The 21,944-nt window shown below is 30.9% G+C and carries 19 protein-coding genes; 8 read left to right on the forward strand and 11 right to left on the reverse strand.

Annotated elements, in window-relative coordinates:
* Positions 1-61 precede the first annotated feature (61 nt).
* Positions 62-2,464 (forward strand): helix-turn-helix domain-containing protein, encoded by a 2,403-nt coding sequence (locus GQS57_RS11690; RefSeq protein ID WP_165733029.1) that lies wholly within the window; start codon positions 62-64, stop codon positions 2,462-2,464.
* 268 nt (positions 2,465-2,732) lie between these two features.
* Here the strand turns inward: GQS57_RS11690 and recJ are convergent, their stop codons facing one another.
* Together recJ and GQS57_RS11700 are read right to left on the reverse strand one after the other, a co-directional pair.
* A complete protein-coding gene (recJ, locus tag GQS57_RS11695) occupies positions 2,733-4,418 on the reverse strand; it encodes a single-stranded-DNA-specific exonuclease RecJ (protein WP_165733030.1) in 1,686 nt (561 codons plus the stop codon).
* 13 nt (positions 4,419-4,431) lie between these two features.
* Positions 4,432-4,863, reverse strand: coding sequence for an OsmC family protein (locus tag GQS57_RS11700; RefSeq protein ID WP_165733031.1), 432 nt, complete (start codon positions 4,861-4,863; stop codon positions 4,432-4,434).
* 309 nt (positions 4,864-5,172) lie between these two features.
* Here GQS57_RS11700 and GQS57_RS11705 point away from each other — a divergent pair, with 309 nt between their 5' ends.
* Together GQS57_RS11705 and GQS57_RS11710 are read left to right on the forward strand one after the other, a co-directional pair.
* Positions 5,173-8,211 carry a SusC/RagA family TonB-linked outer membrane protein gene (locus GQS57_RS11705; protein WP_205860260.1) on the forward strand — a complete coding sequence of 1,013 codons (3,039 nt, stop codon included), beginning with the start codon at positions 5,173-5,175 and terminating at the stop codon, positions 8,209-8,211.
* 10 nt (positions 8,212-8,221) lie between these two features.
* Positions 8,222-9,733 (forward strand): SusD/RagB family nutrient-binding outer membrane lipoprotein, encoded by a 1,512-nt coding sequence (locus GQS57_RS11710; RefSeq protein ID WP_165733032.1) that lies wholly within the window; start codon positions 8,222-8,224, stop codon positions 9,731-9,733.
* A gap of 85 nt (positions 9,734-9,818) precedes the next feature.
* On the opposite strand, the gene GQS57_RS11715 is transcribed toward GQS57_RS11710, so the two are convergent.
* From GQS57_RS11715 to GQS57_RS11725, 3 genes are read right to left on the reverse strand one after another with little or no spacing between them, the layout of a single operon-like run.
* A complete protein-coding gene (locus tag GQS57_RS11715; protein WP_165733033.1) occupies positions 9,819-10,475 on the reverse strand; it encodes a peptidoglycan recognition family protein in 657 nt (218 codons plus the stop codon).
* 6 nt (positions 10,476-10,481) lie between these two features.
* On the reverse strand, positions 10,482-11,513 hold the full coding sequence (locus tag GQS57_RS11720; protein WP_165733034.1) for an aminotransferase class I/II-fold pyridoxal phosphate-dependent enzyme: 1,032 nt from the start codon (positions 11,511-11,513) through the stop codon (positions 10,482-10,484).
* A gap of 2 nt (positions 11,514-11,515) precedes the next feature.
* Positions 11,516-12,526 (reverse strand): dipeptide epimerase, encoded by a 1,011-nt coding sequence (locus GQS57_RS11725; protein ID WP_165733035.1) that lies wholly within the window; start codon positions 12,524-12,526, stop codon positions 11,516-11,518.
* A gap of 69 nt (positions 12,527-12,595) precedes the next feature.
* Between GQS57_RS11725 and GQS57_RS11730 the strand changes: the two genes are divergently transcribed.
* A complete protein-coding gene (locus tag GQS57_RS11730) occupies positions 12,596-13,186 on the forward strand; it encodes a carboxymuconolactone decarboxylase family protein (protein ID WP_165733036.1) in 591 nt (196 codons plus the stop codon).
* A 196-nt stretch (positions 13,187-13,382) separates the two neighbouring features.
* The gene (locus GQS57_RS11735) at positions 13,383-14,393 is read left to right on the forward strand and encodes a hypothetical protein (protein ID WP_165733037.1); all 1,011 of its coding nucleotides are present in this window, start codon (positions 13,383-13,385) and stop codon (positions 14,391-14,393) included.
* On the opposite strand, the gene GQS57_RS11740 is transcribed toward GQS57_RS11735, so the two are convergent.
* From GQS57_RS11740 to GQS57_RS11750, 3 genes are all read right to left on the reverse strand, one after another.
* Positions 14,355-14,933 carry a uracil-DNA glycosylase family protein gene (locus tag GQS57_RS11740; protein ID WP_165733038.1) on the reverse strand — a complete coding sequence of 193 codons (579 nt, stop codon included), beginning with the start codon at positions 14,931-14,933 and terminating at the stop codon, positions 14,355-14,357. The genes GQS57_RS11735 and GQS57_RS11740 overlap by 39 nt on opposite strands.
* A gap of 99 nt (positions 14,934-15,032) precedes the next feature.
* A complete protein-coding gene (locus GQS57_RS11745) occupies positions 15,033-15,374 on the reverse strand; it encodes a HopJ type III effector protein (RefSeq protein ID WP_165733039.1) in 342 nt (113 codons plus the stop codon).
* Between the two features lie 50 nt (positions 15,375-15,424).
* On the reverse strand, positions 15,425-16,411 hold the full coding sequence (locus GQS57_RS11750; RefSeq protein WP_165733040.1) for an aldo/keto reductase: 987 nt from the start codon (positions 16,409-16,411) through the stop codon (positions 15,425-15,427).
* A gap of 241 nt (positions 16,412-16,652) precedes the next feature.
* On the opposite strand from GQS57_RS11750, the gene GQS57_RS11755 reads away from it, so the two are divergent.
* Positions 16,653-17,063, forward strand: coding sequence for a hypothetical protein (locus GQS57_RS11755; protein ID WP_165733041.1), 411 nt, complete (start codon positions 16,653-16,655; stop codon positions 17,061-17,063).
* Positions 17,064-17,261, forward strand: coding sequence for a helix-turn-helix transcriptional regulator (locus GQS57_RS11760; RefSeq protein WP_165733042.1), 198 nt, complete (start codon positions 17,064-17,066; stop codon positions 17,259-17,261). It begins immediately after the preceding gene.
* A 298-nt stretch (positions 17,262-17,559) separates the two neighbouring features.
* Here GQS57_RS11760 and rsmI read toward each other — a convergent pair whose 3' ends face one another.
* From rsmI to GQS57_RS11775, 3 genes are all read right to left on the reverse strand, one after another.
* Positions 17,560-18,231, reverse strand: coding sequence for a 16S rRNA (cytidine(1402)-2'-O)-methyltransferase (gene rsmI / locus GQS57_RS11765; protein ID WP_165733043.1), 672 nt, complete (start codon positions 18,229-18,231; stop codon positions 17,560-17,562).
* Positions 18,232-18,388: 157 nt separating this feature from the next.
* Positions 18,389-19,162: a hypothetical protein gene (locus GQS57_RS11770; protein WP_165733044.1), complete on the reverse strand. Its 774-nt coding sequence runs from the start codon at positions 19,160-19,162 to the stop codon at positions 18,389-18,391.
* Positions 19,163-19,275: 113 nt separating this feature from the next.
* Positions 19,276-19,587, reverse strand: coding sequence for a hypothetical protein (locus GQS57_RS11775; RefSeq protein ID WP_165733045.1), 312 nt, complete (start codon positions 19,585-19,587; stop codon positions 19,276-19,278).
* Positions 19,588-20,159: 572 nt separating this feature from the next.
* Between GQS57_RS11775 and aspS the strand changes: the two genes are divergently transcribed.
* Positions 20,160-21,914 (forward strand): aspartate--tRNA ligase, encoded by a 1,755-nt coding sequence (aspS, locus tag GQS57_RS11780; protein WP_165733046.1) that lies wholly within the window; start codon positions 20,160-20,162, stop codon positions 21,912-21,914.
* The last annotated feature ends 30 nt before the right edge of the window (positions 21,915-21,944 follow it).

Genomic DNA, 21,944 nt, shown 5'->3' on the forward strand with positions numbered 1-21,944 from the left:
CAAGAATAATTATTTTATTATTTATAATAATGTTTATTTACCTTGCACCAAAAAGTAAAAAATGTCTAAAAATCCTGAACTAGAACTTGCATTACAATTTATTGATAAAACAGATAGAAATATCTTTGTTACAGGAAAAGCAGGTACAGGGAAAACTACTTTTTTACATCAAATTAAAAAGGAATCTTTAAAAAGAATGGTTATTGTAGCACCAACTGGTGTTGCAGCAATTAACGCAAAAGGAGTTACCATTCATTCTTTTTTTCAAATGCCTTTTGGTCCTATTTTACCAGATCAAATTGCAAATACAAACCAGCAACGTAAGTTTTCTAAAACGAAGATTGATATTATAAAATCATTAGATTTGATAATTATTGATGAAATTTCTATGGTTCGTGCCGATTTATTAGACGGAATAGACCAAGTGATGCGTCGATATAAAAACCGAAATAAAGTTTTTGGTGGTGCACAGGTTTTAATGATTGGAGATTTACAACAATTAGCTCCAGTAGTTAGGCCAAATGAATGGAGTTTGTTGCAACAACATTATAATACTGTATACTTTTTTAGCTCTAAAGCGTATCAAGAAGCAGATGTTGTTTCCATAGAATTGAAACATATTTATCGTCAGAAAAATGAAGATTTCATTACCATTTTAAATGAAATTAGAACCGATACCTTATCAGAAAAATCTGCTGAAATTTTAAATAGCAATTACGATCCTACCTTCTCTCCTACCAAAGATGATGGTTATATTACCTTAACAACACATAATAATAGAGCAAATTTAATTAACAGTTCAGAATTAAATAAACTGAACACCAAAAGTTACTTTTTTAAAGCTGATGTTTCTGGTAAATTCAATGATAATGCTTTTCCGAATGATGAAAAGTTAGAGTTAAAAATGGGAGCGCAAGTAATGTTTATCAAAAATGATTCCTCTCCAGATAAGAGATATTACAACGGAAAAATAGGAATTATAACAGATATTTCTCTACAAAATGTAACAGTACAATGTCCCAATGAAATTGATGAGATTGTTACCGAAAGAGAAACTTGGGATAATGTAAATTATTCTATAAACGACGAAACTAAAGAGATTAAAGAAGATGTAATTGGTTCTTTTTCTCAGATTCCTTTACGATTGGCTTGGGCAATTACCATTCATAAAAGTCAGGGGTTAACCTTCGAAAAAGCCATTATAGATGCAGAAGCTTCTTTTGCCCACGGACAAACGTATGTTGCCTTAAGTAGATGTACTTCTTTAGAAGGTTTGGTTTTAAAAACACCAATTACCAGCAGTGCAATCATTAATGACAGAACCGTTAGTGTTTTTAATGAAAGTGTAGAAGAAAATCACCCTGATGAACATGTTTTAAACGAATCTGAAAGACATTTTCAGCTAAATTTAATTTCTGAGTTATTCGATTATCAACCATTTTTATACCCAATTTCTAGATTAATTGATATTTTTTATAAAAATCATACAAGTATAAAAGGAGATGTTATAGATCATTTACAAACCATAAAAGATGATGGAGTAGTCGCTTTAATGAAAGTTTCTAACGGATTTAAAAATCAGTTAGCGCAAATTTGTGAAGACAATGTCTTGCCAGAAAATAGTTCTCAAATTCAAGAACGTTTTACAAAAGCAGTAGATTATTTTGTTACACAAACAAAAGGAAATATATTAAAACCTTTAAATGCCATTCAATTTTCTACAGACAATAAAACTGTAAAAAGTGATTTTACGAAACAGTTTGACAGCTTACAAGAAAAGCTATTAGAAAAACTGTTTGCCCTTCAAAAAATAAATAATGGTTTTAAAGTGCGAGACTATTTAAAAGTAAGAGCAAATGCTGTTTTACAAAAATCGGCACCAACTAAAAAGAAAACAGTAGCCTCTAAACGCGACCCAATTTTAGCATTAAAATTACGCCAATTAAGAGATGATATTTCTAAAGATTTAGGAATTCCGCATTTTCAAATATTTACACAAGAAGCTTTATACGCCATGTGCGATGACTTACCTAGAACAGAAAAAGCATTGTTAGGCACTGTTGGAATGGGAAAAACTCGTGTAACAAAATATGGTGAGAAAATTTTAGAAGTAATTGAAGATTATTGTAAAAAAAACGGAATCAATAAATTAAACGAGCAAAAGAAAGAAAATAAAAAACCTACCAAACAAATTACTTTTGAGTTGTTTAAATCTGGGCTTTCAATTAAAGAAATCGTTAAAGAAAGAAGCTTAACTACCGGAACTATAGAAAGTCACCTGGCTAGTTACATTCCTTCTGGAGATGTTGACATTTTAGAGTTAATTGACACTAAAAAGTATAAGAAGATTGTAAATGCGATAGAAGACACCGAATTTAAAAGCTTAACAGATCTAAAGGAAAAAGTAGATAAATCTTTTACTTTCATGGAGTTAAGAATGGTTTTAATGTCAATGGAAAATTAATTTAAATTATTTTAAAAAAAAGTGTAAGTTTTAATAAAAAGGATCGTCTTAATGATTATGGTAAGATACTTTCTTATCATTTTCTTTTTCATAGCAATTTTCCCACTTCTAATTTAGGAGTGGGTTTTTTATTGAAATGAATATTTAAAAAGTTAGAATGTAAGTCCTAAATAAGGCTTTTTGCCGATTTAGGAATCTAAATTACAAATACGAAAATTCTAGATTCCTCGTCGTTCCTGCGTCTCTCTGTCGGAATGACAATTGGTATCTATCTTAAATCTTTCAATAATAATTGTATCGATTTATTCCCATTCCAGATGTTTTCATCTAAACCGTAGACAATATCAAAATCATTCTGAACAAACTCCATTTTATCACCTAAACCAAAACCAATAGAATTAAAAGTTCTTTTATTATCACCCTGAAAAACATTTAGTTTTAAATGTGTTTTATCCGCTCCAACTTGTTTTCCGTAACCATTATCTCTTACACAACTTGTTTTAAAAGTCGGTCGCATATTCATAGGACCAAAAGGTGCCATTTGCTGAATAATTCTAAAAAACTTTGGGGTAATATCTAACAAATCTATTTCTGCGTCTATAGAAATCTCCGGAGTTAACAACTCTTTATCAATTGTAGCTTTTACAACTTCTTCAAATTTATTTTTAAAGTTCTCGTAGTTTTCTGGTGCTAAAGTTAAACCTGCGGCATATTTATGTCCGCCAAATTGCTCTATAAACTCTTCGCAAGCATGCAATGCATTATAAACATCAAAACCTTTTACAGAACGTGCGGAAGCCGCTAGTTTATCGCCACTTTTGGTAAAAACTAAAGTGGGTCTGTAATATTTTTCAATTAAACGAGAAGCAACAATACCTATTACCCCTTTATGCCAATCTTCTTGAAAAACAACCGAAGTAAAACGGTCTTCTTCTTCATTATCAATAATCTGGATTAAAGCTTGGTCTGTAATTTTCTTATCTAAATCTTTTCTGTCTGCATTAAAAATTTCTATAGCAGCAGCAAACTCCACTGCCGAATCAAAATCCATTTCGGTTAATAATTCTACTGCGTAATTACCATGTTTCATTCTACCAGCAGCATTTATTCTTGGCGCAATGGTAAAAACAACATCGGTAATTGTCATTTCAGACTTTTTAGTTTGATGAATAATTGCCTTTATTCCGTTTCTCGGACTTTGATTAATAACTTGTAAACCATGATACGCCAAAACTCTATTTTCGCCATTCATAGGTACAATATCTGCAGCAATTGCCGTAGCAACCAAATCTAAATACGGAACAAAATCTTCTATGGTTTGACCTCTAGAACTTCCCAAAGCCTGAATCAATTTAAAACCGACTCCGCAACCACAAAGCTCATCAAACGGATAAAAACAATCGTCTCTTTTTGCATTTAAAACGGCTACTGCTTTCGGAATTTCATCACCAGGTTTATGGTGATCGCAAATAATAAAATCTACATTTTTCTCTGTTGCATAAGCAACTTTATCGATGGCTTTTATTCCGCAATCTAAGGCAATAATTAAGGAGAAATCATTGTCATGCGCAAAATCAATTCCCATATAGGAAACTCCATAACCTTCGGCGTATCTATCGGGAATATAAGTGGCAATGTTTGGATGAATCGTTTTTAAATAAGACGCAACCAAAGAAACTGCTGTAGTTCCGTCTACATCATAATCACCAAAAACTAAGATATTTTCGTTGTTAGCAATTGCTGTTTCAATTCTTGCAACTGCAAGATCCATGTCTTTCATTAAAAAAGGATCATGAATTTCATCTAAACTTGGACGAAAATAATTTTTAGCATCCTCAAAAGTTTCAATATTTCTTTGACATAGAATTGCGGCTATGGTTTTATCAACCTGCAATTCTTCTGCTAATTTTTCTACCTTTTCTTTATCTGCTTTTGGTTTTAACGTCCATCTCATTGCTATTTATCTCTTAATTTTCAATTTTATGTAAATGAATTTCAATTTCTACCTCAGCAAATTGACGAAACATCTCCATAACACCACAGTATTTTGTTACCGATAAATTTACAGCTTTCTGAATTTTTTCTGGTTTTAAATCTGTATCAGTAAAATGATAATCTACTTTTACTTTATTATAAAACTTTGGATGTTCATCTGTTAACTCTGCAGTTATATCAATTTTAAAATCAGCAACTTCTGCACGCATTTTTGTTAATAATGACACTACATCTAAACCAGAACACCCCGCCAATGAAGCTAACATTAAAGCTTTTGGTCGGTACCCTTTTCCTTCTCCCCCACTTTCTTCGCCAGCATCCATTGTTAAATTTAACCCACTCGGATTATCAGATTCAAATTGCATGTTTTCTTTCCAGGTAGTTCTTACAATATTTGTAGTCATATTAAATGATTTTAGTATAGATTTTTAAAAGTTGAAATAGTAATCTGTGCTTATTCTTACAAAAATAAGAAAACACACAGTAGTTAATGGTTAAAATAATTAGAATGTTTCTTTTAAAAAGTACAGTCTTTATGCTATTTTTAATAACTCTTAATTTTAAGTCTATTTTTAGAAGATTCTCATTTTTTCATGACCTTTTGCACACTTAATGCTGTTTTTTGTTTTTTTCTGCTGTTTTATTAATTTATTTAAGAGAATTATCTTTTTTTTAGCTAATTTTATCAAAATATTAACCAACAAAACATTTTTATGATAAAAAAACTTTTTTTTACAGTTTCACTTATCTTTATGGTTACATTAAATATTCAATCTCAAGAAATTAATGTCAAAGGAAAAGTAACAGATAACACAGGAGAATTACCAGGGGTAAGTGTGTTAATTAAAGGCACTAAAATAGGTACAAGTACCGATTTTAATGGAATGTATTCTATTACAGCAAAAAAAGGAGAAACAATTGTCTTTACTTCTTTAGGTTTTAAAAGAAAAGAAGTTCAAGTAAATTCCGCTACATTAAATGTTGTATTAGAAGAAGATACTAATGTATTAAATGAGGTAGTAGTAACTTCTTTCGGTGTTAAAAGACAAAAAAAATCTTTAGGTTTCGCTGCACAAGCATTAAAATCTGAAGAACTTTTAGAAGGAAACCAAAGTAATATGGTAAACTCTTTACAAGGAAAAGTTTCTGGTGTTACAGTTACTAGTTCTGGTGGTGCACCTGGGTCTTCTGCTGTAATTATGATTCGTGGAGGTACTTCTATAACAGGAAATAACCAACCACTTATGATTGTTGATGGATTACCTATAGACAATTCTACAGATTCTAGTTCTGAAGTTGCAAGTACAAATAGAGCGTCTGATTTAAACCCAGAAGATATTGAAAGCATTACGGTTCTTAAAGGGCCTGCCGCTGCTGCTTTATACGGTATACAAGCCGCAGAAGGAGCTGTTATTATTACAACCAAAAGAGGAAAAGAAGGTATGAGTAAAGTTTTTCTGTCTTCATCTCTTTCTGTAGACAATGTTATGGGAACTCCAGACATTCAACAAATGTATGGTCAAGGTGAACAAATTGTTCAGACCGATGGTAGTGTTAATTATAATTTAGAAAGTCCACTTTCTTGGGGAGAAGCAATATCTCCTGGTACAAAAACATATAACCATATAAAAGACTTTTATAAAACAGGAATTTCGCAAAATTACTTTGCAAGTTATACAGGAGGTAATGCTAAAGGAAATACGTATTTTTCTATAGGTAATTTAGATAATCAAGGAATTATACCATCTACTTCTTACAATAAAACTACTTTTAGAATTAATCAAAATTCGAAAATTTCAGAGAAACTTACTTTATCTGTTTTAGGTAACTATGTTAGAACAAATATTAAAAGTACCCTACAAGGAAATGCAACTGGTGGTAGTATTACTAGTTTATTAAATTATCCTTCTAATGTAGATATTAATGATTACACAAATGCAAACGGTACTCAAAAAGGTTTTTATACAGGTCAACAATCTGACAATGTTTATTGGAGTTTAGATAACAGCCCAAATACAAATGAGTTAAACAGATTTATTGGTTCTATAGGACTAGATTATGCTATTAACGAAAATTTAAATCTATCTTATAAGTTTGGAGCAGATATTTACGATCAACACAGTAGAAGAATAACCGCAAATGGTTCTTTAAACGAATCTAGAGATGAAGGTTATATTTCTCAATACGAAAGATTGTATAAAAAATATACTTCAAATTTTATAGCAACGTATACTAAAAAGTTATCAGAGAAATTTGAATTGAACTTATTAGCGGGTAATACTATAGAAGATAGTAATGTAAAAACAGACTACTTAACTGGTAATGGTTTTTTAGCTCCAGGTATTTATAATATCAGTAATGTTTCAACAGAAAATCAAACCATATTAGAGCGTATTGCTAGAAAAAGAAATGTGGGAGTTTTCGGAGAAATAAAATTAGGATATAAAGATGCATTATTTTTAAATGTTACTGGTAGAAATGACTGGTCTTCTACACTACCATCAAAGAGTAGATCTTTCTTTTACCCTTCCGTAGGAGCATCTGCTGTTCTTACAGATTTATTTGATATTAAATCTGAAGGTAATGGATTAAATTATTTAAAATTAAGAAGTACTTGGGCTCAAGTAGGTAAAGATGCACCAATTGGTCAATTAGAAAGTTACTTGGTAACTCAGATTAATGGACTTGGTAGTACAGGTTACGCATACAACGGAGTAGATGTTGGTAATGCTGCTTTAGAACCAGAGTTTACCAATAGTTGGGAATTTGGTTTCGATTCTAGTTTCTTAAATAATAGATTAAGTTTTAATGCAACGTATTATAAGAGTATTTCAGATAATCAAATATTGTCAGATATACGTGTTCCTCCAACAGCAGGTACTTTTTACGCAACCTTAAACGGTGGAGAAATAGAAAATAAGGGTATAGAAGCGTTATTATCTGTAAAATTAATGCCATCTACATCTGAATTTCAATGGGACATGAATTTTAATTTTGGTAGTAACGTAACAACAGTTATTGATTTACCAGGAGAACTAAACGAGGTTTATTTATCTGATTCTTGGACATTTTTAAACTCTGCTGCAGGTGCAGGTGTTTTAGATGCGTCTTTATTCTCGCTTAGAGGAAAGAGAGCTATCAAAAACGAAAATGGTGAAGTTTTAATAGGAACTGACGGTTACCCAACTTTAACAGACGAAACCTATGCGGATGTTGATAGACAACCAGATTTTACATTAGGTATTTCAAGTACTTTAAGATATAAAAACTTTGGGTTATCATTTTTATTAGACATTGTAGAAGGCAATACTGTTTATAATGCTACTGCATCTGCATTGGCTTATTATGGTGTAGGTACAAGTACTTTAGATAGAGGGCAAACAACAATTATTTCTGGAGTAAAAGCAGATGGAACAGCAAATGATATTTCGGTAACAAAAAACCAAGAGTATTATCAAAATTATTATGCTTTAAACTCAGAGAACTTTGTTGAAGACGGTTCTTATACACGTTTAAGATATGTAAGTTTAAATTATAAGTTAAGCAAAAAATTGTTAGAGCGTTTACCTGTTTCTAACTTAGAATTTTCTTTAACAGGTAGAAACTTATTAACCTTTACTAATTATAGTGGTGTAGATCCTGAAATAAATGCATTTGGAGGAGGAGTTCCTGGAGCTGGTTCTGTTGGTGTAGATAATCTTGGTACCCCAAATACTAAAGGTTTTGATCTTGGTCTTAAATTAACTTTTTAAAATATAAAAAATGAAACATTTAAAATATACAATTTTTATACTATTAGTTAGTGTGGTCTTTTTATCATGTTCAGAAGATTATTTCGATGTAAATAGCTCTGTAACAGCACCAACAACAGAATCATTAGAACCTCAATACCGTATAAAAGGTGCTATAGAAAACATGTTTACTGGTGTTATCTATAGAGGTAGTAGAGAAGTTTTAGGCATCACTCAACACGGTGCACAAAACGTTCCCAACTATTATTCAGAGACTTGGAGTAGTTTTATGACTACAGGAAGTTACTTTTTATGGCAAAATGCATATGTGTATTCTTTACCAAATACTGCAGATTTAATAGTTTTAGGTGAAAAGCATAATTCTCCAAACTTTATCGCTGTTGGTAAAATTTTACGATCGTATGGTTTTGGTACAACAACAGACCAATATGGAGATATTGTTTTTACAGAAACTTATGACGGAAAATCTTCATTAAACTTAACTCCTAAATTTGAAACTCAAAAAGCGGTGTATCAAGGAATCATCACAATGTTAGATGAAGCAATTGTACAAATTAATCAACCAAGTGACATTGAATTAAATTCCAATGGTGGTGATGTTTTTTATAATGGAAATAAAGAACAATGGATTAGATTAGCCTACGCTTTAAAAGCTCGTTATTTAAACCATTTATCTAAGAAAAATTCTGGAGACATGGCATATGACGCAGATGCAATTATAGAAGCGTGTTCTAAAGCTTTACAATCTAATGCAGATAATGCAATGAGAAGTTATGGTGGTGGAGAAGCAGAAAATGATCGACAACCATATGCTACAGGAGGTTACGGAAGCTCTAGGGTAGATTATTTTTCTCACTTTTTTGTAGAGTTATTAAAAAACTCATTAGATTTAGATGTTCCTTTTGAAGATCCTCGTCTTAAAATCATTGTGCCAGAAGCTGTAAATGGAGGTTACCAAGGTGTTAGAACTGGAGAAGGACCTTTACCTAATAATGAAGATGGTGGTGATGATTATTCTGTTGGAAATGGTGGTTTTTACACCAGTCCTACTGCACCAACTTACATGATGACTTATAGTGAAGTAAAATACATAGAAGCGGAAGCTAGATTAAGAAAAGGAGATAATTCTGGTGCTTATACAGCTCTGAAAGCTGGAATTCAGGCAGATTTTGAAAAAGCAGAAGCAACTGCTACTGAAACAACTGATTATTTAGCTAAGATGGATGCTGAAGTAGGAGAATCTGGTGTTACATTATCACATATTATGATTCAGAAATACATTACATTGTTGTTTGATCCAGAAACTTGGGTTGATTTAAGAAGAATGGATTATAGTAACACAATTTATCCTGGTTTAGAAAGACCAATAAATGTAAATTTAGCTATTTTCCCTGGTGAAAATGATTGGATTCAAGCAATGGTATATGAATATAATGAAGAGGATAGAAATTACGAAAACATGCCAGACAACACAGCTAGTGTTCGATTAACAACACCTGTATGGTGGAATGTAGCTGAGTAATCGACTATAATTTATTAAGTAAAATAGAAAAAGCATCAGAAATAATTTCTGATGCTTTTTTTTCTTCTATTTGTTTTGCTAAATATTATTTAACAGGAACTTCTCTAAACCCTAAGCTCTTTGTAGCATTTTTAACTTTCGTTAAAAAATCTTTTCCTGGATCTGTTTTTACTGTTCTATAACCATTATCTTTTTCCAACCATAACTCATGGTTTTCAAAATTAGTATATTCATAATGACCAATAACGTAATCAATTTCGTATTTATTTTTTAAATAAGTAACAAGCTTAATATTCGCTTCTAATTGTTTTTCGGTTAAAGGTTTTGATGCCGTGCCTCCAACATTTTCTATACCAATAGCACAATGATTTAAACCAATTACATGCCTTGCCATAAAGTTTTCTGGCATTAACCTATAAATAGTTCCATCTAAATCAACTAAAAACTGAGAAGAAACATTTAATTGGCTAGCTGTATTAATTTTTGTTCTGTGGTCCCCTATTTTGGTATTTACAAATGCACCAAAAGATTTTTCTAATGTTGGTATTGCAGTCCAATGGATCACAACCATTTTAGGTTCAATTGTTGGGGAATCTTGAACAATCCCATAATGAGATTCCATGTACTCTAAAGTTAACTGCTCTCTTAACTCTCCAAACTCAATTGGCTTGTCTATAATTTTAAGATCATCTTTACAAGAAACAACACTAATAAACAGTAATAAAAGGTATATTTTTTTCATTGCTAATTATTTTACTTTAATATTAATTGAGTTAATTAAAAAATCTAATTGCGCTTTCGTATGATTTGCATTGATAACAATTCTATTAAACTTTTTTGTGCTTGTAGCATAATAAAAAGAGGTTATTAAAATATTTTTATCCAATAGAATTTGTTCTATTTTTTCATCAGAATGAAAGAAAACAGGATAAGAGTTATCAATAGTAACGGCAGTATTATCTTTTAATTGATGATACACATACTCCATGTTACTTTTCAGTTTTACCAATTGCTTTTTATAAATTTCTTGTGCATTTATAAAAACCTCCAAAAAAGCAGGACTCATACCTGCGCAACCAATAAAAAGATTGTCTTTTTTGATAAGATTGATAAAACTTAAATCTCCTGCAATTATACCTCCATTAACTCCAAAAGATTTTCCTAAAGAAGAACTAATAATCACTTTTATATTTTTTCTTTTTGGTACAAGTTCTGAAATTCCGTTTCCATTCTTGCCTAAAACCCCTAAACTATGAGATTCATCAATCACCAAATAAATAGTATTAGAAATATCAATTTCATCTAAAAAACCGAAAGAAAACGGTGTTGTTTCAAATGCTGCAATTCCGTCTAAAACAATGCTTATTTTTTTATTTTTTATTGATTTTAAAGATGAGTGTAATTCTGAATCACTAAAAACAGACAACGCATTTTCTGGCAAAATTGCCGGATGCGTTTTTGGCATAAAATAAAAAGCATCTACAAACGTCCCTAATGTTTTTATAGCAAATTGACCTGCTAAAGTACCTGATGAAACTGTTACAGCAGCTTCTGTTTGTAAAAAATTAGCCAAGTAAGTTTCACCTCTTTCATAAACAGCTAATTTTATATTTGCACTTCTAGAGCTTCCGTAAGAAACTCCCCACTTCTGAATAGCTTTAAAAAGTAATTCTTGAAACTCAGGTAAAGCAGCAGCTCCTAAATAAGAAGTGCCACTAAAATACAAGTATTCTTTTCCGTTTAAAAAAGCTGTTGTAGTTGGTACTTTTTCTAATTGCATATTTATAACAATGAAGCTCCAGTTCCATTTTCATCAGCATAAGAAATTACACCATTATCTATGGTAACTCCATTAGCAATGTCTTTTTTCAATAGCAAACCACCATCCATATCTACATAATCTAAAAGCGGTAATAAATGTGCTATTGCAGAAATACCTACGGTAGACTCTGTCATACAACCAACCATTGTTTTTAAGCCTAATTCTTTGGCTTTTTCTAACATTCTTTTACCAGGCGTTACCCCACCACATTTTGTCAACTTTACGTTTACACCATGAAACAAACCAAAACATTTTTCTACATCACTTTCTACAATACAGCTTTCATCTGCAATAATTGGTAAAGCAGAATTTTCGAATAATTTTTTAGCACCTTCAATATCATCCGCTTTTAAAGGTTGCTCTAAAAACTCTACACCTAATTCTTTTAATTTAAAAGAATTCTCTATTGCTTGATCTGCAGTCCAACCACAATTTGCATCAATTCTAAAAATTGCATCAGAATGTTTTCTTAATTCAGTTACTATTTCAATATCATTTTTAGTCCCTAATTTTATTTTATAAATTGGCCAAGGAAGTTCTTTCATCTTCGCTAACATTTTCTCTACAGAATCGATACCAATGGTATAATCTGTCATTGGGTTTTTATCGGTATTAAAACCCCAAACATCATATAGTTTTTTTCCTTGTTTACGCGCATTTAAGTCATTAAAAGCAATATCTAAAGCACATAATGCAAACATATTTTTAGCAAATAAAGGTTGTAACTTTTGCCAAAAATCAGCAGGTTCTTCTCCCGACAAAGACTTAATAAAAGGTAAGTTTTGCTGAATAGTAGCCATCATGTTTTCGACAGTAATATTATAATAAGGATTTGAAGTTGCTTCTCCAAAACCAGAAAATCCATCTGAAATTAACTCTACAACTAAACTTGGCTGAAAGTCATGAGACTCTCTAGAGATTGTAAAAGTGTGTTTTAATTGAAGATTATAAGAATGCAGTTTTATTTCCATTTTTTTACAGTTATATTTATCGTAAAGTTATAAAAATAGAATTCCATAAATAAATTTAAAATCATAAATATGCCATTAGTAACCCCATTATCTTCAGAACACGATATAGAAACAAAAGAATTAGCACTATTCTTTAATGAGACCTTAGGTTTTTGCCCAAATTCTGTTTTAACAATGCAGCGCAGACCCGCAATTTCTAAAGCTTTCATCAACTTAAATAAGGCTGTTATGGCAAATGAAGGCAGGGTAACATCTGCATTAAAAAGAATGATTGCTTGGGTTTCTAGTAATGCTACCGGTTGTAGATATTGCCAAGCGCACGCCATTAGAGCTGCAGAACGTTACGGAGCAGAACAAGAGCAATTAGATAATATTTGGGAATACAAAACACACCCTGCTTTTTCTGATGCTGAACGCGCTGCATTAGATTTTTCTTTAGCTGCTTCTATGGTGCCAAATGCAGTGGATGCAAAAATTAAAAATGAATTATATAAGTATTGGGATGAAGGTGAAATTGTAGAAATGTTAGGTGTTATTTCCCTTTTTGGATACTTAAATCGTTGGAATGATTCTATGGGAACAACTTTAGAAAAAGATGCTATTGAAAGCGGAGATCAATATTTAGGAAAACATGGTTTTGAAGTTGGTAAACATCAATAAAAAGCAGTACATTTATTTTTCAAAAAAAAAGAACTCCTCACTATAAAAGTGAGGAGATTCAAAATAAATTATTAAGGTCCCCCAACCTTTTCAAATTTAGTACACAAAAGTAAAGAAAACATTAGTTTTAAAATTGTGTATTTCACAAAAAATAAATGTTTTTTTTGTGATTTTTAAGTACGAAAAAAAGGCCTAAATGAAAAGCTCAGAAGAAAAATTATTTAATTACATTAAACAGAAACTCCCTAAAAACGTTTCTTTTATAGATAAAATTGCAGAGGTTTTAGACTTAAGTTATGATGCTGCATATAGAAGGGTTAACAGAAAAACAGCCTTAAATTTAGCTGAAACTTTAAAACTCGCAAATCATTACAATATAGATTTAAACACCTTATTATTATCCACCAATAATAGTAAAAGGATTATTGTAGAGAAAACTCATCATTTAATTGAAGATGATTATTTACAAACTTTTTTAGATAAATCATCTAATGAAATTGAAAAATTACAGGAATCGGGAGAAGCATTATTAATAAACTCTCTTAAAGACTATCCTCTATATCATGCGGGCAGTGGTTTTTTTTCTATGTTTAGAATATTTGCTTTAATTAATATATCTACTAAGGATTCTAATATTAAAAAAATGCCTTTTTCGGAATTTACGCCCTCTTCTGAAATTTTAAAAAAACACAAGACTTTTTTAAAAGGATACAATAAAATATCATTAACAGAAATATGGAGTGATTCTACGATAGATAATATTTTAAATCAAATTCAATATTTTTTTGACATAGGTCTTACCACAAAACCAGAGTCAATAATGATTGCTGATAGTTTGGTAGAATCTTTAAAGGTAATTGAAGAACAAGCTAAAAATCAAAAAAGAAACCATAGTGAAAGTAGTTACCAATTATACCACAACAATTTAGTTCCACTTTTAAATACGGTAATTATGAAATCTGAAACCCAAAAAAAGATTTTTGTGCCCTATACTAATTTAAGTTATTTTAGAATAAGTGATGAAAATACAACAAACCAGATTGAACAACATTTTAAAACGCAAATAGAGTTTTCTAACAACCTTTCTGGTGATGCCTCTGTAGAAAGACAAAAGTTTTTTAATACTTTATATCAAAAGATTGAAAATCGAAAAACAAGACTTTCTCTTTCATTTTCTCCTAATGATGTTTTGAACCCTATTTTCTAATTCCGGAATTACATTTTTCTCAAACCAAGGATTTTTAGTCAACCAAAACCGATTTCTGGGAGAAGGATGTGGTAATGTAAAGTATTTAGGCAAATACTCCGGATAATTATCTACCGTTTCTGTGAGCGTACGTTTCGCTTTATCTTTTAAATAATAATTCTGAGCGTACATTCCAATTAGAATAATCAGTTCTAAATTTGGCATTAACTCAAATATTTGTTGATGCCATTGAGGAGCACATTCTTTTCTAGGAGGTTTGTCTCCACTTTTTCCTTTTCCAGGATAACAAAAACCCATGGGTACAATGGCAAAGTTTTCTACATTGTAAAAATCTTCATCAGAAACATTGAGCCATTTTCTTAATTGCTTACCACTAGCATCGTCCCAAGGAATGCTCGATTTATGAACCTTTGTTCCGGGTGCTTGACCAATAATTACAATTTTAGATTTTTTATGACCTGTAACTACAGGGTTTGCCCCCAAATCTAAATGTGATTCGCAAATAGTGCATTTTTTTATTTCTGATAAAAGGCATTGCATTCTCTAAAAATAGTCAAAATTATCTTTTTAAATGAGTAGTGAGATTTCTCAATCGTTGAAAAACTCATTTCGAAATGACAATCGAACTCTAAAAAAATCTTACTTTAACTCTAAAGCTTCACTTTCAAAAGACAAACCATCAAAACCAGACTTCATAAAATTTCTGATATTTTGGTGGGAGTCTCCATTTTCATCTTCTAAAACATTTTTATAGTGTTCTCCAAAACAAAATAAAGCTTCTTCTTTTGTCATTTTTTGAATTTTAGCAAATGCAAATAACTTACATGAACCAGAATTTTCTCCTGCTTTGTTTTTAATATCTCCGTTTGTAAAAGTAGTCGGAGTAAAATTATAGTTATCCTCAATTACTTGCATGGTTTCTACAAATAAGATTGAAGTTGGATTTGCTTTTAGTTTTGTTTTAAACTCTTGTATTATCATATCTAAAGATTGTAAAATGTTTAATTCTATTTAGGTTTGTTCTAACTATTTTACCATAAATCTTGCACTTCTGCTTTAATATATTTATCGTAAATACTTTTTGTTTGCGCTAATTGGGTATCCGAAATCGGACTTATACTACTTGTATTTAAGTTAGAAACTAATTGCTCTACGCTAGAAGCTCCAGGAATTACACAACTTATTTCATTAAAAGACAAAATCCATTGTAATGCTTTATGCACAAGACTTTCGTCTTCATTAAAAATTGTTTTTAACTCTTCTACAGCCTGTAAACCTAAATTATAATCTATACCAGAAAACGTTTCTCCTTTATCAAAGGCAGCTCCGTCACGGTTAAAGAATCTATGATCTTCTTTGTTAAACGTTGTTGTTTTAGTGAATTTCCCTGTTAACAAACCACTAGCCAATGGAACACGAGCTATAAGTCCAACATTTTTTTTCTTTGCTTCTTCAAAAAATATTTCACTCGGTTTTTGACGAAACATATTAAAGACAAGTTGAACAGTACTTACTCCTTCAAATTCTATTGCTTTTAAAGCTTCCTCAACTTTCTCTACACTTACTCCGTAATTTCTAATTTTACCTTCTGTAGTTAAATCATCAAATAAACCAAAAATTTCTGGACGACTGTATACTTCTGTTGGAGGACAATGTAATTGAATTAAATCAATTCTATCAACGCCTAAATTAGATAAACTATCTTCCACAAATTTTCTTAAAGCAGCAGTTGTGTATGATGCATTTACATGAGGATTTAATTGACGACCACATTTTGTAGCAATAAATACTTCTTCAGAACTTGCACGTACAATTTCACCGACCACTTTTTCACTTAATCTATCACTATAAACATCTGCAGTATCAATAAAATTAATTCCATTATCAATGGCTGTATTAATAATTTTTTCTGCATTCGAGAAACTAAAGTCACTTCCCCATTTTCCACCAACTTGCCAGGTTCCTAAACTTATTTCTGAGATGTTTAAGTTCGTTTTTCCTAATTTCCTGTAATTCATTCTTATTATATTTTTTGATAATTATACCTGTAAAAGTGTTTGTCGTAAAATTATAGAAATTCTTAATTTTTTACAGTATTTCTGTGAAATTATTTTCTATTGGACTTACTTTTAGTTTTGTTTTGAGTTGTTGGATGGTCACTTATTTTTTTTAATTCGTCAAACATAAACAACAAAAAAAGACAACTTTTATTATTTTAATGTAAAGTATTGTTTACATTTGTATAAAAATAATAGCATTATGAAAATTAAAATGTTACCCAATTGGTGTAAAAAGTTAGGATTATTAATATTTACTGTTGGTTTTATAATTTCTGGCTATAAGGATTTTATGATGGGATTTACTAGAGCACTAGATGCCACAAAATTTAATTATTTTGAAAACTTATTTTCCAATTCAGTTATTCACCTATTAGAGATTGGCTCAATTCTAGGTATGGTTATATATTTAATGTCTAGGGAAAAAATAGAAGATGATTATATCAATAAATTACGACTAGAATCATTTCAATTAACGTCTTTCATTGGATTAGCAATAACTATAATTTCTTATTCAATTTCAGAAGAGATAAAGTTAACCTTAGATTATTTTATTATTCTTTTTCTTTGGTTTTATCTCATAATTTTCGCACTTAAAAAACGTATTTACTAAATGAAAAACTTAATAAAAGTAGAGCGTGCAAGACATAATTTAACTCAAGCTGATTTAGCAAAAAAGGTTGATGTTTCTAGACAAACTATTTATGCAATAGAAAATAATAAATTTAATCCGTCTGTAACTTTAGCAATTAAAATGGCGCGTCTTTTTGAGGTAACTGTAGAGTATTTGTTTGATATTGAAGAAGATTAATTTCTTTTTTATTTAAACAATAATAAAAACCTCAGCCTTTGGCTGATAATTTAATAAAATGATAAAGCTTATTTTACTTTTCATTATTTGGTTTCTAGAAATAATTTGGTTGATTCTTTAGAAATAGGTACACCCTTTTAGGATAAAGGTAATATTACAAAAATGAATCTATAGATTTCTCAATCGTTAAAAAACTCATTTCGAAATGACATTTTTGATTTCAATAAAAAATGGATAAATGTTGTTCAAAGACCTCACAGGTTTTAAAAACCTGTGAGGCCTGAGGTAAGTAAAATATCTACTTCTTCCCTTCTACAATAACCACAATTTCACCTTTTGGTGGTTTTGCAGTATAATGTGCTAAAACTTCAGTTGCAGTTCCTCTAATCGTTTCTTCGAACATTTTTGTTAATTCTCTACTTACAGAAACCTGTCTGTCAGCACCAAAATACTCTACAAAATGCCCTAACGTTTTTACTAATTTATGTGGAGATTCGTAAAAAATCATGGTTCTTGTTTCTTCTGCCAATAGTAAAAAACGTGTTAGTCTTCCTTTTTTTACTGGTAAAAAACCTTCGAACACAAACTTGTCATTTGGCAAACCAGAATTTACTAAAGCGGGTACAAAAGCAGTTGCTCCAGGTAAACAATCTACCTCTATATTATTTTCTACACAAGCTCTGGTTAGTAAGAAACCAGGATCTGAAATTGCAGGTGTTCCGGCATCTGATATTAAGGCACAAGTTTCTCCGTTTTGTATTCTTTGTACAACTCCTTTTAAAGACTTGTGCTCGTTATGCATGTGGTGACTGTGCATTTGTGTAGCAATCTCAAAGTGTTTTAAAAGTTTACCACTTGTACGTGTATCTTCTGCTAAAATAAAATCTACTTCTTTTAGAATTCTTATTGCTCTAAAAGTCATGTCTTCTAAATTACCTATTGGAGTAGGCACTAAATATAATTTGCTCATTGTTTCGGTTTCAAGTTTCAAATTTAAGGTTTCAAATTGGACTCAAAAACAAATAGTTGAATTTAAATAGACTTTTACAGAAATAGTGGCACTTACATAAGTTGTCTCTTTTTTAGAAAGTGATTTAAACGACAAAAACATAAACTATTTATTACTCTTATTTTAATTCTATCAACTCTAGTATTTGATAATCTAACTTATCAAAAATGTTTATGTTTTCACGAATTACCTTAGCGTAAACACCTGGTTTGTCTATAATCATCCAATATTTAAGTTTTGCTTCTCCGTAAAAACCTTCCACAACTTTACATTTAAATTCTCCTGCAAACACTTTTATCGTTTCTGTGGCTATTACTCTAAACGGGCCTAGATCTTCTTGAGGAAAAAAATCATTTTTCATATTTAATAGACCTCCTTTAAAACTTTCAGTATCTTTTAGAGTGTCCTTTTCGGTAATGATTAAATTATCTAAGGTGATACTTTTTCTTTCTTTATTAATAGTGATTTTAGACAGTAAAATATCTTCTTTAAAACTTTTTGTGCTTGGTATTAACATACTTCGTTTATACTTTAAATAGTTTACATGTTCTAATTTGACTAATAAAGAATCAAAATCTGACCAAGGAGAACTTTCGTTTGATCTTGCTGGAAAATTATTAATATTAAAAGTTAAACGTTCTAAACTAGTGGATGAAATATCTTTTGCAGCAATTTTTTCTTTTTTAGCTGTGATTTCTTTTCCGCTTTTATTTAGTATAAATGTATTTTCTGATTGTTCTTTTAGAAAACTTTTCCCCCTTAACAATTTAGATTCGCCTATAAAAGTGATTGCTTTTTCTTTAGAGTTGTACATCCAAGTACCATTTATTGTTGATTTTAATTTTCCTATTGAAGAAATTGTAGAAAATGAAAAAGTATCTGGTAGTTCCATTTTTAGCAATTGAGTATCCTCAAAATCATTTACTATGGTCCATGTTCCGATGAATTTAGACTCTGCATTTTCTTTAGCAATCTCATTAAAATTCAGCTTTAAATAGGTTGTACTTATGCCTCTTTTTCTAATACAAGCTCTTTGTTGGTACTGCTTACAATTTTACTGATGCCATTAAAATCTACCTCAACATTAGATCTCATTTTAATTTCATTCCTTTTACTATTGTAACGCCAAATTGCAACCAATTTACCTTTCATCAATGTTTTTCCGCCTTTTGCAAACTCTATAATCTTAAATGGATGTTCCGTATTGTTAGCTGATTCTACTTTGGTTATAAGCCAGCTGCCAACAAGATTCGGATTTTGTGCCTTTATAGAAAAACTACACAGAATAATTATAAGTGTGATGACTAATTTTTTCATGAGATGCTATTTTAAAAGATTATACTTTCTATATGACTAATACAGACCTTCTAATGCATATTTGTAATCTCAATAAATAGGAAACATTTATTTTAGTCTGAACTTTTCATTTTTCCAATTCCTTAAGATAACATTTTTTCGTCATACTGCCACATCATTTTAAACTTAAATACTCATTATCAATATTTTAAATTTAATTTCATAATTTTAGATTAAGTTGCTTTACACGTAATATTGTCCTTTTTAAAATTCTTATTTCATAAAAAAAATTGATACGTGTAATAGCTTTATCTATAAAAAAAGGCACCAATACGTTACATAAATAAAGAGCATTAGACGGATTTTGCGTTACCGATTGCAGTACTTCGACTACGCTCAGTATAAAATAATGTTTGAGCTCTTTTTTATTCTTTTTCGGAATAAAAAAAGCGAGTGCGGAAAGCGGGATATTTCTCTTTAGAAATGAACGCCCAAAAAACTCATATTCAATAGAAAATGATTATTTTTACAGCTTCAATTAATGAGACTTCTGCCTTTTAGAAAATGGCAGATAAGAATATAAAAATAAAGAAATGTATAGAAGTCATTCTTGTGGCGAGTTAAGAGCATCGCATATAAATACAGAGGTAACCTTAGCAGGTTGGGTACAAAAAAGCCGTGATAAAGGGTTTATGGTTTGGGTAGATTTACGTGATAGATACGGAATTACGCAACTTATTTTTGATGAAGAGCGTACGCCAAAAGAAATGATTGAAAAAGCAAAGTCTTTAGGTAGAGAGTTTGTAATACAAGTTACTGGTACTGTTATTGAGCGTGAAGCTAAGAATTCTAAAATGGATACGGGTGCTGTAGAAGTGTTGGTTTCTAAGTTAGAAATTTTAAACGCATCTGTTACGCCTCCTTTTACAATTGAAGATAAAACGGACGGTGGTGAAGATATTAGAATGAAATACAGATATTTAGATATCCGTAGAAATCCGGTAAAAGACAGTTTAATTTTCCGTCATAAAGTGGCAATGGAAGTTAGAAAGTATTTATCTGATGCTGAATTTATTGAAGTTGAAACACCTTATTTAATAAAATCTACGCCAGAAGGCGCAAGAGATTTTGTGGTTCCTTCTCGTATGAATGAAGGTCAATTTTATGCGTTACCTCAATCTCCACAAACCTTTAAACAACTGTTGATGGTTGGTGGAATGGATAAATATTTTCAGATTGTAAAATGCTTTAGAGATGAAGATTTACGTGCAGACAGACAGCCAGAATTTACACAGATTGACTGTGAAATGGCATTTGTGGAGCAAGAAGATATTTTAAATATTTTTGAAGGATTAACGCGTCACTTACTTAAAGAAGTAAATAATGTTGAGGTGGAGAAATTCCCGAGAATGTTATATGACGATGCAATGAAATTGTATGGAAATGACAAACCAGATATCCGTTTTGGAATGGAGTTTGGCGAGTTAAACACAGTTACACAACATAAAGATTTTGGCGTTTTTAATAGCGCAGAATTAGTAGTTGGTATTGCTGTACCTGGTGGAAATGCATACACAAGAAAAGAAATAGACAATATTATTAAGTGGGTTAAGCGTCCGCAAGTTGGTGCTTTAGGAATGATTTACGCGCGTGTAAACGAAGATGGATCTTTTAAATCTTCTGTAGATAAATTCTACGACCAAGAAGATTTAGCTAAATGGGCAGAAATTACAGGTGCAAAACCTGGTGATTTAGTGTGTGTTTTATCTGGTGAAACAAATAAAGTAAGAGCACAATTATCTGCTTTACGTATGGAATTGGCAACACGTTTAGGGTTAAGAGATCCTAAAGTATTTGCTCCGCTTTGGGTAATCGACTTTCCTTTATTAGAATTAGATGAAGAAACTGGGCATTACCATGCAATGCATCACCCATTTACATCGCCTAAACCTGGGCAAATGGAATTGTTAGACACAGATCCTGGTGCTGTAAAAGCAAACGCTTACGATTTAGTATTAAACGGAAATGAAATTGGTGGTGGTTCTATTAGAATTCACGACAAGCAAATGCAAGCAACTATGTTAAAACATTTAGGTTTTTCTGAAGAAGATGCTAGAGCGCAGTTTGGTTTCTTAATGGATGCTTTTGAATACGGAGCGCCTCCTCACGGTGGATTGGCTTTTGGATTGGATAGATTGGTTGCTATTTTAGGCGGACAAGAAACAATTCGTGATTTTATTGCATTTCCAAAAAACAATTCTGGACGTGATGTTATGATAGATGCACCTGCATTTATAGATGATGATCAATTAAAAGAATTAAGCTTGAAATTAAACATCCAAAAATAAATAATTTAAAATCCCGCTTTTGCGGGATTT

This window comes from Polaribacter sp. 20A6, from assembly GCF_011378915.1.
Lineage (GTDB): Bacteria > Bacteroidota > Bacteroidia > Flavobacteriales > Flavobacteriaceae > Polaribacter > Polaribacter sejongensis.